Origin of the sequence: Microbacterium testaceum StLB037 (assembly GCF_000202635.1) — a bacterium.
In the GTDB taxonomy this organism is placed as follows: Bacteria; Actinomycetota; Actinomycetes; order Actinomycetales; family Microbacteriaceae; genus Microbacterium; species Microbacterium testaceum_F.
Genome location: NC_015125.1, coordinates 314,057 through 327,751 on the forward strand (window position 1 = coordinate 314,057; position 13,695 = coordinate 327,751).

The following is a 13,695-nucleotide window of genomic DNA, read 5'->3' on the forward strand; positions in this document are numbered from 1 at the left end:
TGTCTATCGCGTGGTGCCGTGCACCTTCGGCAGGGCACCGCCGGCGGCCGCATTGCGGTCGGGGCGGAAGTTGGAGAAGTCGGCGCCGGCGACGTTCTTCACGAGCGCGAGCTCGTCTTCGATCACGGCGGCCTCCCACTCTTCGGGGCCGACCAGGGGAAGGCGCACGCGCGGGCTGCCGATGCGGCCGAGGCCGTGCAGGATGTACTTGGCCGCGACGGTACCGGGCACGTGCGTCATGACGGCACGGACGAGCGGTTCGAGGCTCTGGTGCGCGGCGGTGGCGGATGCCAGATCGCCCGCGTTCACGGCATCCACGATCGTCCGGTAGGGCGTGGCGGTGATGTTCGCCGTCACGCCGATGAGCCCGCTCGCGCCGATCGAGAGGTGCGGGAGGACGTTGGCGTCGTCGCCCGAGAAGTACATGAGGTCGGTCTGGTTCAGCACGCGGCTGACCTCGCTGAAGTCGCCCTTGGCGTCCTTGATCGCGAGGATGTTGGGGTGCTTGGCCAGGCGCAGGATCGTCTCGTACTTGATGGGTACACCGGTCCGGCCGGGGATGTCGTACAGGATCACCGGCAGATCGGTCGCGTCGGCGACCAGGCGGAAGTGCGTCAGGATGCCGGCCTGCGTCGGCTTGTTGTAGTACGGCGTGACGATCATGATGCCGTCGGCGCCGGCCTTCTCGCTGGCCTTGTAGAGCTCGATCGCGTGCGCGGTCTCGTTCGAGCCGCCGCCCGTGATGATCTTGGCGCGACCGGCGGAGACACTCTTGCCGACCTCGACGAGGCGCAGCTTCTCGGGGTCGGTGAGGGTCGACGTCTCGCCCGTGGTGCCGGTGACGACGATGCCGTCCGCGCCGGCCGTGATGACGTCGTCGATGTGCTTCTCGGTGGCGGGCCAATCGACTTCGCCGTCGGCGGTCATCGGGGTGATGAGCGCGACGAGCACCTGACCGAAGGGATTGCCGGAGTGCGTCATGGTCCCAGGGTATCGGTTCGGCGAGGTCCTCCCCTTGACGCCGGTGAACAATGCGTGACGGCACCGGAGCCTAGGGTGGCGGAATGACCTGGACCACCCGCGCGACCCGCACCGTCTACGAGAACCCCTGGATCCACGTGCGCGAGGACCAGGTCACCGGCCCGCACGGCGAAGGGATCTACGGCGTCGTCCGTATGCAGCACCCGGCCGTTTTCGTCATCGCGCTCGACGACGAAGAGCGGGTGTGCCTCGTGGAACTCGAGCGGTACACCACGGGCCGCTCGATCGAGGTCCCCGCGGGCGGCTCCGACGGCGAGGACCCGCTCCTCGCCGCGCAGCGCGAGCTGCTCGAGGAGACCGGGGTGACGGCATCCGAATGGCAGCACCTCGGTCGGATGAACGCCCTCAACGGCATCGCGGACGCGCCGGAGCACGTCTACCTCGCCCGCGGTCTCTCGACGACGGATGCCACGGCCTCCCAGCACGAGGAAGGCATCGCCGCCGTGCGGTGGGTGCCGTTCGCCGAGGCCCTGACGCTCGTGGCCGACGGCGGGATCACCGACGGAGAGACGATCGCCGCGCTGGCGTTCGCGGGTATCCGGCTCGGTCGGTTCCGGTAAGCGGCGCTCAGCGCCCCCGGTCGCCTGACGATCCGGGGGTTCGGTATGTCGACGCTCAGCGCCCCCGTGCCGCTGCGCGCACGACGATCCGATCGGGCAGGAGACGCGAGACGGCGACCAGCGTCTTGTACCGCCAGGAGGGGACCGACACCGCGCGATCCCGCGCCGCGTCGCGGAGACCTTCGCGCACGACGGTTTCGGCGTCGAGCCAGAGGCCCGGTGCGACGCCCTCCTGCCCCGGCGGCAGGCCCAGTCGCTCGTGGAAGTTCGTGTGGACGAAGCCCGGGCACACGGCCGTGACGGAGACCCCGCGCGGTCGGTACACGACATTCGCCCAGCGGCTGAACGAGATGAGCCATCCCTTGGCCGCGCCGTACGTCCCGCGCGGCACGAAACCGGCGACCGAGGCGACGTTCACGATCCGCCCCCGACCCCGCTCGAGCATCCTGGGCAGAGCCGCGCGCGTGAGACGGAGCGCAGCCTCCACGTGCAGCCGCAGATGACGCACCTCGTCGTCGACCGGGTTGTTCTCGAACGCGAGGTCGAGTCCGAAGCCGGCGTTGTTGACGAGCACGTCGACGCCCTCGGCCAGACGCGTCTCGACCGCGGCGAGCGCCTCCTCGTCGAGGAGGTCCGCGACCAGCACCTCGACCCGAACGCCCCGACGGCCGCTGATCTCGTCGGCGAGCGCCTCCAGGGCCGTCCGGTCGCGCGCCACGATCACCAGATCGGCGCCGCGCGCCGCGAGCTGCCGGGCGAACTCGGAGCCGAGCCCGGAGCTGGCTCCCGTGATGAGGGCGGTGGGCATGTCAGTCCTCCCGGCGGCGATAGGTCTCGAAGCGATACCGGATGCCGGTCCTCGACGTGTGCCATTCCTCCGCCGGGTCGACGGCGTCCCGCCGCCACCCCTCGATCGAGGGGGCGAAGGTGTCGCCTTCGACGGCCACGTCGAGACGCGTGAGCTCGACGACGTCGGCACGGTGGATCGCGTCGGCGTAGAGGCGACCGCCGCCGATGACCCACACCGTGTCGCTCTCCGCGCGGGAGAGGGCGTCGTCGAACGAGGTCGCCCTCTCGGCGCCCTCCGCGCTCCACGTATCGGTGCCGGTGACCACGATGTTGCGACGGCCGGGCAGGGGCCGGAACCTCGGCGGAAGCGACTCCCACGTCCTCCGGCCCATGACGACGTCGGACGACCCGGTCACAGCGCGGAAGTGCGCGAGGTCTTCGGGTACGTGCCAGGGCATGCCGCCGTCGGAGCCGATGACGCCTCCGCGGGCTTCGGCCCAGACGAGCCCGATCTCGGTCATACGGCGACGGCTCCGCGGATGGCGGGGTGGTGCTGATAGTCCTCGACGAGGATGTCGTCGTAGGTGTAGTCGAAGATCGACTCCGGTGTACGAGCGAAGCGCAGCGTCGGGTACGGGTACGGCTCGCGCGTGAGCTGCTCCTGCACCTGCTCGCGGTGGTTGTCGTAGACGTGGCAGTCGCCGCCCGTCCAGACGAAGTCGCCGGGCTCGAGGCCGGTCTGCTGCGCGACCATGAGGGTCAGCAGCGCATAGGAGGCGATGTTGAAGGGCACTCCCAAGAACATGTCGGCGCTTCGCTGGTAGAGCTGGCACGACAGCTTCCCCTCGGCGACGTAGAACTGGAAGAGCGCGTGGCACGGGGCGAGCGCCATGTCGGGGATGTCGGCGGGGTTCCACGCGGACACGATCAATCGCCGGGAATCGGGGTCGCGTCGGATCTGCTCGATGACCTGCGAGATCTGGTCGATCGTGCCGCCGTCGGCGGTGGGCCAGGAGCGCCACTGGACGCCGTAGACCGGGCCCAGTTCGCCCTCGCCGTCGGCCCACTCGTCCCAGATGGTGACGCCGTTGTCTTTGAGCCAGCCGACGTTGGATTCTCCGCGGAGGAACCACAGCAGTTCGTAGACGATCGACTTCAGGTGCACGCGCTTGGTCGTGATGAGGGGGAAACCCTCAGCCAGGTCGAAGCGGATCTGGCGGCCGAAGACGCTCGTGGTGCCGGTGCCGGTGCGGTCGGACTTGTGGACGCCCGTCTCGAGCACGTCGCGCAGGAGGTCTTCGTACGGGGTGGGGATGTCGGCGGTCACGGCCCTCACGATACCCGCCGTGCGCTCTGCGGGGCCGTCGACCGAGCGGGTCTCGGGACGGTCTTCGGCAGCTCCGGCGTGGGGAGGAGGAGTGGTTCCGTCACGATCTGACTCATCGGCCCCGACGTCGGAGGGGGCGGCTAGCGTTGTCGACCGTGGACCTCGCTCTCGCACTCGTGATCGTCGCCGCGCTGCTCGCGGCCACCGTCGTGCTGGGCCTGGTGTGGCGCCGCGGACAAGGGCGGGCGCGCACCGTCGATTCGGGCGAAACGGTGGACCCGCGTGTGCTCGAGTCCGGCCCCTTCGGCGAAACCGCCACTCTGGTGCAGTTCAGCACCGAGATGTGCACGCGCTGCCCCGGAGTGCACCGCATGCTCTCGGCGGTCGCCGACGATCGCGCCGGCGTACGCCACATCGACGTCGATCTGACGCACCGTCCGGATCTGGCGAAGCGATTCCGCGTCCTGCAGACGCCGACGACCCTCCTCCTCGACGGGACCGGGCTCACCGTGCGTCGCTTCGGCGGGCCCCCGACGCGCGCCGACGTCGAACACGAACTCGACCGCCTCACGAAAGAGACCGCTCATGGCTGATCCCGCCCGCATCGATGCCCGCGGCCCGCGGTTCGCGGCATCCATCACCGCCGTCCTTCTCCTCGTCGCGACGCTGTTGAGCCTGCTCGGCGTCTCGACCTCGCGGGAGGCGAGCTACCAGCCCCTCTCGGGCGAGACCTTGGCCCCCGGCGGATGGGTGCTCCCGCAGATCTCGGTGGTGGCTCGTGCGACCGATCCAGGTTTCCTGCTCGTTCTGGTCGTCGCGCTGCTGTTCGTGTGGGGCGTGTCCTCCCCGCGAACCGCGCCCTGGGGCGTGCTGTACCGCCGCGTGGTGCAGCCTCGGCTCGCGCCGCCGACCGAGTTCGAAGACCCTCGCCCTCCGCGGTTCGCGCAGGGTGTCGGGCTCTTCGTCACCGCTGTCGGCCTGCTGCTGCACCTCGCCGGAGTGCCCTGGGCCCTCCCGATCGCCGCCGCGATGGCATTCGTCGCCGCCTTCCTCAATGCGGCCTTCGGACTCTGCCTCGGGTGCCAGCTCTACCTCGTGCTGCAGCGGGCGGGCCTCGTGGGGCGTCGGGGACCGGCATCCGCCTGATCGGTTCTCTACGGAAGGGCTGTCAAGACCTGAAGCATGGCGGTCGTCCTCGTTAGGCTGGCCGCGTCGCGGTCGTCCCGACCGCCGTCATCACGTCGCGGTCCGCGGACCGCGCAGACACCACGGAGGTTCCCATGGCCGTCACGAGCGAAGCCGCCACCGCCTGGAAGGGCAGCCTGTTCGAGGGATCGGGGGAGGTCACCTTCACCTCGTCCGGCATCGGCACGTTCGACGTCAACTGGAAGGCCCGCAGCGAGGGCTCGACCTCGGTCACCACGCCCGAGGAGCTCCTCGCCGGTGCGCACTCCGCCTGCTTCAGCATGGCGCTGTCGAACGCCCTCGCCGAGAACGGCACCCCGCCGGAGTCGGTCGATGCCACCGCGTCCGTCACCTTCAAGCCCGGCACCGGCATCACCGGCAGCCACCTGAACGTCAACGCCGTCGTGCCCGGTCTCGACGCGGCGACGTTCGAGAGGATCGCCAACGACGCGAAGGCGAACTGCCCCGTGTCGCAGGCGCTCGCGGGAATCGACATCACCCTCGAGGCGACGCTTGCCTGAGACCCCGGCCCGACGCGTCGTCCTCGCCGGCGCGTCGGGCCTCATCGGCTCCGCACTGGCCGAGTCGCTACGCGGCGACGGCGTCGAGGTGACGTCTCTCGTGCGCCACGAGCCGCGCGGTCCTCACGAGGTGCAGTGGCTGCAGGATGCCGCCCCCCTGGATCCCGATGTCCTCGCCGGAGCCGACGCGGTGGTGTGCCTCAACGGCGCCTCGATCGGCCGCTTTCCCTGGACGCCGTCGTACAAGAGCACCCTGCTGTGGTCGCGGATCACCCCGACGCGCACGCTCGCGACCGCGATCCGAGCGCTCGGCACGGACGCTCCCGCGCTCGTCAACGCGAGCGCCACGGGCTACTACGGTTCGCAGCCGGGCGCCGTGCTCACCGAGGCCTCCGGGCGCGGGAAAGGCTTCCTCGTCGACGTGTGCGTCGATTGGGAGGCCGCCGCCCGCACCGCGGGCGATCACGCGCGTGTCGCTCTGCTTCGCACGGCACCGATCGTCCACGAGAAGGGCGTCCTCAAGCCGCTACTGCTTCTGACGAAGCTCGGGGCCTCCGGCCCGATCGGCCGAGGGACCCAGGTCTGGCCGTGGATCACGCTCGACGACGAGGTGCGCGCCATCCGGCACGTCATCGACTCCGACGTCGATGGACCGGTCAACCTGACGGGTCCGACGCGCGCGACGGCCAACGACCTCGGTTTCGCCCTCGCGCGCCGAATGAATCGCCCCTACGTGCTGCGCGCCCCGGTCTGGGGAATGAAGCTCGCGCTCGGGAAGGATGCGACCGACGCTCTTCTCATCTCGGATGCCGACGTGCGTCCGCGCGTGCTCGAGGAGAGCGGCTTCACCTTCACCCATCGCACGGTCGAGGAGGCGGTCGCCTCCGCCGTTCCTGTCGCGGGCAAGCGCTGACGGACCAGCCCCACGACGACGGACCCGCGGCGTCTCTGCAGATTCGGGCGTTCCTCGCAGAATCCGGAAGGAATGCTGCGAGATCGAGGGGATTCTGCGAGTTTGTGACGGTCGCGCGCACCACGGCGGTGACCCCGCCCGCCGAGGAGGCGCTCACGCCGAAGCCGTACATGCTTACGAACCGCGCGAAGGCGCCCCGTCCGTGAGCGCCGACGACGACGCGCCTTACCCTCGCGGGCAGGCTCAGTCGGCGCGGCGTTCGGCCGACTCGAGCCGGATCGCCGTGCGGATGGCCTCGCGAGCGCGGCGGCGATCGCCGGCAGCGTCGTACGCGAGACCGAGGCGGTATCGGGCGCGCCAATCGTCGGGATGGGCTTCGACGTCGGCGCGGTATCGGGGGAAGAGGGCGTCGCCGTCTTCGCGCTCGATCCGGCCGCTCGGCCGCACGGGCAGATCCTCGTCGGGGAGTCCGCCCTCGGCATCCAAGCGCTCCCCCACGCGCTGCGCGCGCACGCCGAACCACAGCTCCCGCCCGATGGCCCACAGGGCGAGGAGGGGCAGGACGATCAACGCGACGCCCATGACCACACCGACGGCCTCACCGCTGCCGAGCAGCACGATCGCTCGCTGCCCCGCGAGGAACACGTAGAGCAGAAGCAGCACCGTCATCAACGCGACGGCGAGGCGAACCCTCATGCGCTCGTCGCGCCCGCTACCTGGCCGGAAACGTCCCCGTCGGCGACGGGCGCCTCGGCGGCGACCGGACGCGTGCGCACACCGATGTCGATGAAGCTGTCGAGGCCGATCACGACGCCCGTGGCCTCGCGCGCCGCGGCGAGGGCGATGCGGATCCCCGGAGCATACGCGGTGGCCGGGTCGATGGTGTCGTGCACGATCGTGAGCGACTCCCCGGGGCCGGACAAGACGGTCTCCTGCCGGGCGACCACACCCGGGCGACGGAGCGAATGGATGGGAACGGATGCCACCCGCTGACCGCGAGCACGCTGATCGACGTGGGGCGACTCGACCGGACCGACCTCGGCACGGGCTGCGGCGATGAGCTCAGCGGTCCGCACGGCCGTGCCGCTGGGCGAGTCGACCTTGGTCTCGCGGTGGGCCTCGATGATCTCGATCGAGGGGAAGAACGGTGCCGCCGCGGCGGCGAGCGCACTGCCGATGACGGATCCCAGCGAGAAATTGGGGATGAAGACGGCGCCGGTGCCGCTGGCATCCACCAGCGGACGGACCAGGGCGATGCGCTCGTTGGACCACCCCGAGGTGCCGACGAGCACGTTGATGCCCCGTTCGATCGCCGCCCGCACGATGTCGATCGACACGGCCGGGGTCGAGGCGTCGATGACGAGGTCGGCACCGTCGAGTTCGCTCATCCCGGACTTCGAGGTGAGCACGGCGGCCACCTCGTATCCCTCTTCGGCCTCGACGACCTCGCGGATCACTCCGCCCAGCTTGCCGGTCCCGCCCACGATGGCCACGCGCGTCGTCATGGGTCAAGCCTAGGCGGCGCGACGCCGATGGTCGCTGCGTTCTCCACAGGCGCGCCGCGGAGCTCCACCGTCGAACCATCGTGACTCGCTCACGGGCCCCGCTGGCTATTTTGAGCGCATGACTCGGTACCGGGCGTTCTTCCCGCTGGCCCTCATCGCCGTCGTGTTCTCGACCACGGGTTGTGTGCAGTGGGGCGAGTACGCCATGGGAGGGGAATGCGCGGGCCTGTCGCAACGAGTCAGCGACGTCGTAGATGACGCCTACGGGACCACTGTCACGATCGACGACCTGTGGGCGGGCGAGTCGGACGTGTGGTGTCGCTTCGATGTCGTCACAGGAGAGAATCTGCCCGAGGGGGACCCGCAGCGGCGGGACGTGGCGGATCGAGTGCTCGCGATGGTGAACGACTTCTCCGTCGAGGGGGTGGAGGTGGCGCTCCGTTACACGTCCGGATCGGACACCATAGTGGCGGCTCCTACGGAGTGCGTCGCAGCGGCGCGTGACGCACAGGCACGAGTCGCCGCTCACTACGGACTCGCGTCGGCACCCGCCATCCAGTGGGGACAGCCCGGCACGCTGGCATGCCGGTTCTCCCTCACGATCGACCGCGACCTGCCGTACGACGCCGAGGAGCGTGCTGGCGCGCGCGATCTCGTGCGCGCGACGCTCACACCGGATGTCGAGGTCTCTCTCGTCTATCCCGACAGCCGCGACACCATCGTCATCGACTCACGCGGGAACTGAGCAGAGGTCGGACTCCGACGTCATCCTCGGGGGCATTCTCGTGCGGGGACCAAGCGGTGCGCTCGACGCTCGGACAACGAAACGCGGGGTGAGCGATGATGGCGGAGTGAGCGAAACGGATGCCACGCGGCGCTTCTACGACACGATCGCCGCGGCGTACGCGGCCGCCCTCCCCGAAACTCGCGCGGAGGCATCGCTCGACCTCGGCACGATCGCGCAGTTCGTGGCCGATCTCCCCGACGGCGACGGACCGATCGTGGACGCGGGGTGCGGGACCGGGCGCCTGCTCACCCACCTCGCGGCGCTCGGGGTGTCGCCCCTGACGGGTGTGGACCTCTCCCCCGCCATGGTGGCGCACGCCCGGACGGCGCACCCCGAAGTACCGATCGAGGTCGCCGAGCTGACGGCCCTGCCGTTTCCGGATGCCACGGTGCGCGGCATCCTGTGTTGGTACGCCATCATCCACAGCGACGCCGACGACGTCGCGGCGATCTGCCGCGAAGCGCGACGCGTGCTCCGTCCCGGCGGGGTGATCCTCCTGGGATTCCAGGCGGGGAGCGGGAATCGACGAATCGAGCGCGCGTACGGACACGACATCGCCATGAACGCCGTGCTGCACGAACCGGCGGCTATCGCCCGCACGTTGGAAGCGGAAGCGTTCGATGTCACCGCGATCGCGGAACGCGCCGCCCGAGGCCGGGAGAGGCACGCGCAGGGCTTCGTCCTGGCACGCCGCCGCTGACCGCGACGATCAGACCGGGAGCGGGTCGACCAGGCCCGTACGCAACTCGACCGGCAGGTGCGCCAGGTCGTTGTGCGACAGCAGCGTCCAGGGACGGCCCTTCTTCTGCGCGATGACCGTCAGGCCGCAGTACGCCTGGTTGATGGTCATCCAGCGCCAGTCGGGTGCCTGCAGCACCTCGCGGACGAACCACGAGATCACGAAGTTGTGCGTGATGAGCAGCTCGTGCACCTCCCCCGTCTTACGGGCGAGGAATTCCGCCGTGGCATCCGCCATCTGCGCTCGGCCGGCATCGATCTCGGCCTCCGTGACCGAACCGAAGAACGGCTCGTAGGCGGCCGGGGTCTCGGGCGTCATTCCCGTGGGCACGCAGTCGAACAGCAGGGCGGACGGCTCCGGGGAGACGGACGGCAGACGCTCGGCGACGGCGTTCGCGGTCTGCGCCGCACGTTCCAGGGGCGAGTGCCAGACGGCATCCAGCGGGAGTCCGGAAAGGCGGTCGGCGATCAGGGCCGCTTGACGCTGACCTCGGGGGGAGAGGGGGCCGTCGGCGAGGCCGTGCTCGGCATCCTGATGCTCGCCGTGGCGCACCAGGTAGATGTAGTGCGTCACGTCAGCTCACCTCGTCGTCAGTCCTACGGCCCCCCGCCGCACACTCTCCACCCTACGTCACACCCCCGCGAGGGAGCCGCGTCACTCGGCGGCGCGGGCGATGTCGGACAGCTGCGCGCGGCTGAGCCGCACGCCCACCGCGCGCATGCACTCGACGACGTGGCGCGGCGCGAAGGCGTTCACGATCGGAGCCGCCACGATCTTCTGCGCGAGGAGCCAAGCGACGGCCACGGCGGCATCCGGAATCCCCAGCTCGGTGCCCACGGCATCCAGAGCCCGGAGGACCTTCGATCCCCGCCGGTTGAGGTGCATCGCCAGCTGGGAACCGCGGACAGACCGGGACTGCTGATCGCGCGTGCGCGTCTCGCCCGCGAGGAATCCGTGCGCGAGAGGGTGCGAGGGCGTGACAGCGATCCCCTGTGCCGCGGCGATGAGGCGCAGGTCGCCGTCGAACTCGTCGCGACGCAGCACGTTGTAGGGCACGTCGAGGACGGTGATGCGCGGGTATCCCGCGGAAGAGAGGATCCGCGCCTCGACCAGCTGCGCAGCGGTGTAACCGTGCGCGCCGATCGCGCGGACCTTGCCCGATTCGACGAGCCACTCACTCGTGGCGAGGGTGTCTTCCAGGATCGCCGCATCTCCGCGGGCCGCGTCGAGCGAGAGGACGTCGATCCGATCGGTGCCGAGCCTCTGCAGCGACGCCTCCACGGCGCGCACGAGGTTGACCGAGTCGAGGCCGGGATTGTCGGGGTGACGCCCCACGCGGACGGTCAGCACGACATCGTCGCGGACGCGACGCGTCCGCATCCACTCGCCGATGATGAACTCGCTGCGGCCGGCGGCGTAGCTGTCGGCGGTGTGCAGGGCGTTTCCGCCGAGCTCGGCGTACGCATCGAGGATGTCGTGACTGGATTTCGCGTCGACGTTCCAGCCGAACTCGCCGCCGCCCAGGAAGAGGGGGAAGACGTCGAAGCCGGTCTCGCCCAGCGGAACCCGCACGTGCGAGCCGAGACCCGGTCCCTGCAGGGTCACGGGGGCGGAGGGGTGGGGCGGCCGGTCGCGCCGAAGGCGCGCGGAGGGGACGTTCTCTACGCCCGAGCCGCTCATGATGGGATCCCCCTCGTTGCGTCGGGGGATCGCCTGGTGAGACCGACGTCCACGCCCCCCGACGCGTACTTCGAGGGTAAAGCCTCGCCCGGAACCGACCGCTGATTCCCCCGCCGCGCCGATAAACATTGCATAACGCTTCCCCGCCGAACGCGCGGATGCCCGCCCCGCACGAAGCGGGACGGGCATCCGTCGGACGAGAGGATCAGCCTTCGGCGGGAGCCTCGGGGCCCTCGCTCGCAGCGGCCGAGCTCTGCGTGTCCGCAGCTTCGGGCGTCGCGGCGTCCTCGTCGAGCACGGGCTCGAGCGACAGCTTGCCGCGGTCGTCGATCTTCGTGATGCGCACGAGGATCTTGCGACCGACCGAGAGCACGTCTTCGACGTTCTCGACGCGCTTGCCACCGGCGAGCTTGCGGACCTCGCTGACGTGCAGCAGGCCGTCCTTGCCGGGGAGCAGCGAGACGAACGCGCCGAACGTGGCGATCTTGACGACGGTTCCGAGGAACTGCTCGCCCACCTCGGGGTTGGTCGGGTTGGCGATCGCGTTCACCTGGGCGCGGGCCGCCTCGGCCGAGGGGCCGTCGGTCGCGCCGATGTACACGGTGCCGTCGTCCTCGATCGAGATCTGGGCGCCGGTCTCGTCCTGGATGGAGTTGATCGTCTTGCCCTTGGGGCCGATGAGCTCGCCGATCTTGTCGACCGGGATCTGCACGCTGATGACGCGGGGCGCGGTGGGCGCCATCTCGTCGGGAGCGTCGATCGCGGCGTTCAGGACGTTGAGGATCGTGAGACGAGCCTCCTTGGCCTGGGTCAGGGCGGCGGCCAGCACCGACGACGGGATGCCGTCGAGCTTGGTGTCGAGCTGGATCGCGGTGATGAACTCCGCGGTGCCGGCGACCTTGAAGTCCATGTCGCCGAGGGCGTCTTCGGCGCCGAGGATGTCGGTCAGCGCGGCGTAGCGCGTCTGGCCGTCGACCTCGTCGGTGACCAGACCCATGGCGATACCGGCGACGGGGGCGCGAAGGGGCACACCCGCGTTCAGCAGCGACAGGGTCGAGGCGCAGACCGAGCCCATCGACGTCGAGCCGTTGGAGCCGAGGGCCTCGGACACCTGACGGATCGCGTAGGGGAACTCTTCGCGGCTGGGGAGCACCGGAACGAGCGCGCGCTCGGCGAGGAAGCCGTGGCCGATCTCGCGACGCTTCGGGCTGCCCACGCGGCCGGTCTCACCGGTCGAGTAGGGCGGGAAGTTGTAGTGGTGCAGGTAACGCTTGCTCGTGATGGGCGAGAGCGAGTCGATCTGCTGCTCCATCTTGAGCATGTTCAGCGTGGTGACGCCCAGGATCTGGGTCTCGCCGCGCTGGAAGATCGCCGAACCGTGGACGCGCGGGATGACCTGGACCTCGGCGTCGAGCGGACGGATGTCGGCCAGGCCACGGCCGTCCATGCGGACACCCTCGGCGAGGATGCGGCCGCGGACGATCGTCTTGGTGACCGACTTGTACGCGGCGTTGAACTCCAGCGTCGCGACAGCGGGCAGCTCGCCCGACTCGACGGCGGCGAGCAGCTGCTCCTTGACGGAGGTCTTGACCTCGTCGTCGGCGTTCTGGCGCTCCTGCTTGTCGGCGATCTGGTACACGGGCACCAGGCGGTCGTAGGCGCGACCGGCGACGAAGTCGTAGGTCTCCTGGCTGTAGGCCGGGAAGACGGGGAACGACTGGATCTCCTTCGACGCGGTACGAGCGACCTCGTTCTGCGCGTCGACGAGCTGGCGCAGGAACGGCTTCGCGGCCTCGAGGCCCTCGGCGACGACCTGCTCGTTGGGCTTGGTCGCGCCGCCCTTGATGAGGTTCCAGCTGCCCTCGGTGGCCTCGGCCTCCACCATCATGATGGCGACGTCGCCGTCGTCGAGCACGCGGCCCGCGACGATGAGGTCGAAGACGGCGTCCTCGAGCTGCTCGGCCTTGGGGAACGCGACCCACTGGTCGGCGTGCTCACCGTGGCCGGGGATCAGCGCGAGGCGGACACCGGCGATGGGACCCGAGAAGGGCAGACCCGAGATCTGGGTCGACATGGATGCCGCGTTGATGGCGAGGGCGTCGTAGAACTCGCCCGGCGCGATCGAGAGGACCGTGACGACGATCTGGACCTCGTTGCGCAGGCCGTCGACGAACGACGGACGCAGCGGGCGGTCGATGAGGCGGCACACGAGGATGGCCTCGGTCGAGGGGCGACCCTCACGGCGGAAGAACGAGCCGGGGATCTTGCCGGCGGCGTAGGAACGCTCTTCCACGTCGACGGTCAGCGGGAAGAAGTCGAAGCCTTCACGCGGGTGCTTGCCGGCGCTGGTGGCCGACAGGAGCATCGTCTCTTCGTCGAGGTAGGCGGCGACGGCGCCCTGGGCCTGCTGAGCGAGGCGACCGGTCTCGAAACGGATGGTGCGGGTGCCGAAGCGGCCGTTGTCGAGAACGGCTTCAGCGGCGGTGATTTCTGGACCTTCCAAGAGGTCCCTCCTTCTTTGTTTAGGCTCGCCGCCCCGTGTGGGCGACGAGCTGACATGCGAAGGAGCAGGAACAGGCAGAAAGGGCGCGCCGACATGTCGACCCGGAAATCCCGGCGACTGGCCACCAGTAGACGACCACCCGGCG

General features: G+C 69.9%; 16 protein-coding genes. 7 read left to right on the forward strand and 9 right to left on the reverse strand.

All coding sequences use genetic code 11. From position 1 onward, the window contains the following. Window positions 1–3: 3 nt before the first annotated feature. On the reverse strand, window positions 4–981 hold the full coding sequence (gene dapA, locus MTES_RS01525; RefSeq protein WP_013583404.1) for a 4-hydroxy-tetrahydrodipicolinate synthase: 978 nt from the start codon (window positions 979–981) through the stop codon (window positions 4–6). Window positions 982–1,064: 83 nt separating this feature from the next. Here dapA and MTES_RS01530 point away from each other — a divergent pair, with 83 nt between their 5' ends. Continuing rightward, window positions 1,065–1,601, forward strand: a complete 537-nt coding sequence (locus MTES_RS01530; RefSeq protein WP_013583405.1) for an NUDIX domain-containing protein — start codon at window positions 1,065–1,067, stop codon at window positions 1,599–1,601. A gap of 55 nt (window positions 1,602–1,656) precedes the next feature. Here MTES_RS01530 and MTES_RS01535 read toward each other — a convergent pair whose 3' ends face one another. Genes MTES_RS01535 through MTES_RS01545 form a run of 3 tightly spaced genes read right to left on the reverse strand, consistent with a single transcriptional unit; the run spans window position 1,657 to window position 3,717 of the window. After that, window positions 1,657–2,409 (reverse strand): SDR family NAD(P)-dependent oxidoreductase, encoded by a 753-nt coding sequence (locus tag MTES_RS01535; protein ID WP_013583406.1) that lies wholly within the window; start codon window positions 2,407–2,409, stop codon window positions 1,657–1,659. 1 nt (window position 2,410) lies between these two features. After that, window positions 2,411–2,911 carry a dihydrofolate reductase gene (locus tag MTES_RS01540; RefSeq protein ID WP_013583407.1) on the reverse strand — a complete coding sequence of 167 codons (501 nt, stop codon included), beginning with the start codon at window positions 2,909–2,911 and terminating at the stop codon, window positions 2,411–2,413. Then, a complete protein-coding gene (locus MTES_RS01545) occupies window positions 2,908–3,717 on the reverse strand; it encodes a thymidylate synthase (protein WP_013583408.1) in 810 nt (269 codons plus the stop codon). The genes MTES_RS01540 and MTES_RS01545 overlap by 4 nt, the downstream gene beginning before the upstream one ends. Window positions 3,718–3,872: 155 nt before the next feature. On the opposite strand from MTES_RS01545, the gene MTES_RS01550 reads away from it, so the two are divergent. From MTES_RS01550 to MTES_RS01565, 4 genes are all read left to right on the forward strand, one after another. Further along, window positions 3,873–4,310, forward strand: a complete 438-nt coding sequence (locus tag MTES_RS01550; protein ID WP_043361856.1) for a TlpA family protein disulfide reductase — start codon at window positions 3,873–3,875, stop codon at window positions 4,308–4,310. After that, window positions 4,303–4,863: a DUF4395 domain-containing protein gene (locus MTES_RS01555; protein WP_013583410.1), complete on the forward strand. Its 561-nt coding sequence runs from the start codon at window positions 4,303–4,305 to the stop codon at window positions 4,861–4,863. Before MTES_RS01550 ends, MTES_RS01555 begins: the two co-directional genes overlap by 8 nt. Before the next feature lie 134 nt (window positions 4,864–4,997). Continuing rightward, window positions 4,998–5,423 (forward strand): OsmC family peroxiredoxin, encoded by a 426-nt coding sequence (locus MTES_RS01560; protein ID WP_013583411.1) that lies wholly within the window; start codon window positions 4,998–5,000, stop codon window positions 5,421–5,423. Beyond that, window positions 5,416–6,336 carry a TIGR01777 family oxidoreductase gene (locus MTES_RS01565; RefSeq protein ID WP_013583412.1) on the forward strand — a complete coding sequence of 307 codons (921 nt, stop codon included), beginning with the start codon at window positions 5,416–5,418 and terminating at the stop codon, window positions 6,334–6,336. Before MTES_RS01560 ends, MTES_RS01565 begins: the two co-directional genes overlap by 8 nt. Before the next feature lie 243 nt (window positions 6,337–6,579). Here the strand turns inward: MTES_RS01565 and MTES_RS01570 are convergent, their stop codons facing one another. Continuing rightward, window positions 6,580–7,032: a hypothetical protein gene (locus tag MTES_RS01570; RefSeq protein ID WP_013583413.1), complete on the reverse strand. Its 453-nt coding sequence runs from the start codon at window positions 7,030–7,032 to the stop codon at window positions 6,580–6,582. Next, a complete protein-coding gene (gene dapB, locus MTES_RS01575; RefSeq protein WP_013583414.1) occupies window positions 7,029–7,841 on the reverse strand; it encodes a 4-hydroxy-tetrahydrodipicolinate reductase in 813 nt (270 codons plus the stop codon). The genes MTES_RS01570 and dapB overlap by 4 nt, the downstream gene beginning before the upstream one ends. A 118-nt stretch (window positions 7,842–7,959) precedes the next feature. Here dapB and MTES_RS01580 point away from each other — a divergent pair, with 118 nt between their 5' ends. Then, the gene (locus MTES_RS01580) at window positions 7,960–8,586 is read left to right on the forward strand and encodes a hypothetical protein (RefSeq protein WP_013583415.1); all 627 of its coding nucleotides are present in this window, start codon (window positions 7,960–7,962) and stop codon (window positions 8,584–8,586) included. Window positions 8,587–8,674: 88 nt separating this feature from the next. Then, on the forward strand, window positions 8,675–9,328 hold the full coding sequence (locus MTES_RS01585) for a class I SAM-dependent methyltransferase (protein WP_043360887.1): 654 nt from the start codon (window positions 8,675–8,677) through the stop codon (window positions 9,326–9,328). Window positions 9,329–9,337: 9 nt separating this feature from the next. On the opposite strand, the gene MTES_RS01590 is transcribed toward MTES_RS01585, so the two are convergent. The 3 genes from MTES_RS01590 to MTES_RS01600 form a co-directional block, all read right to left on the reverse strand. Further along, complete coding sequence (locus tag MTES_RS01590; RefSeq protein ID WP_013583417.1) at window positions 9,338–9,940, reverse strand: histidine phosphatase family protein; 603 nt, start codon at window positions 9,938–9,940, stop codon at window positions 9,338–9,340. An 81-nt stretch (window positions 9,941–10,021) separates the two neighbouring features. Beyond that, window positions 10,022–11,047 carry an aldo/keto reductase gene (locus MTES_RS01595; RefSeq protein ID WP_013583418.1) on the reverse strand — a complete coding sequence of 342 codons (1,026 nt, stop codon included), beginning with the start codon at window positions 11,045–11,047 and terminating at the stop codon, window positions 10,022–10,024. Between the two features lie 205 nt (window positions 11,048–11,252). Then, the gene (locus MTES_RS01600) at window positions 11,253–13,550 is read right to left on the reverse strand and encodes a polyribonucleotide nucleotidyltransferase (RefSeq protein ID WP_013583419.1); all 2,298 of its coding nucleotides are present in this window, start codon (window positions 13,548–13,550) and stop codon (window positions 11,253–11,255) included. Window positions 13,551–13,695 lie beyond the last annotated feature (145 nt).

Excerpts from the sequence above, each read along its gene's own strand:
- MTES_RS01570 (WP_013583413.1), bottom strand. The coding sequence starts at position 7,032 with ATGAGGGTTCGCCTCGCCGTCGCGTTGATGACGGTGCTGCTTCTGCTC.
- MTES_RS01580 (WP_013583415.1), top strand. The coding sequence starts at position 7,960 with ATGACTCGGTACCGGGCGTTCTTCCCGCTGGCCCTCATCGCCGTCGTG.
- MTES_RS01535 (WP_013583406.1), bottom strand. The coding sequence starts at position 2,409 with ATGCCCACCGCCCTCATCACGGGAGCCAGCTCCGGGCTCGGCTCCGAG.
- MTES_RS01555 (WP_013583410.1), top strand. The coding sequence starts at position 4,303 with ATGGCTGATCCCGCCCGCATCGATGCCCGCGGCCCGCGGTTCGCGGCA.
- MTES_RS01595 (WP_013583418.1), bottom strand. The coding sequence starts at position 11,047 with ATGAGCGGCTCGGGCGTAGAGAACGTCCCCTCCGCGCGCCTTCGGCGC.
- dapB (WP_013583414.1), bottom strand. The coding sequence starts at position 7,841 with ATGACGACGCGCGTGGCCATCGTGGGCGGGACCGGCAAGCTGGGCGGA.
- MTES_RS01530 (WP_013583405.1), top strand. The coding sequence starts at position 1,065 with ATGACCTGGACCACCCGCGCGACCCGCACCGTCTACGAGAACCCCTGG.
- dapA (WP_013583404.1), bottom strand. The coding sequence starts at position 981 with ATGACGCACTCCGGCAATCCCTTCGGTCAGGTGCTCGTCGCGCTCATC.
- MTES_RS01560 (WP_013583411.1), top strand. The coding sequence starts at position 4,998 with ATGGCCGTCACGAGCGAAGCCGCCACCGCCTGGAAGGGCAGCCTGTTC.
- MTES_RS01540 (WP_013583407.1), bottom strand. The coding sequence starts at position 2,911 with ATGACCGAGATCGGGCTCGTCTGGGCCGAAGCCCGCGGAGGCGTCATC.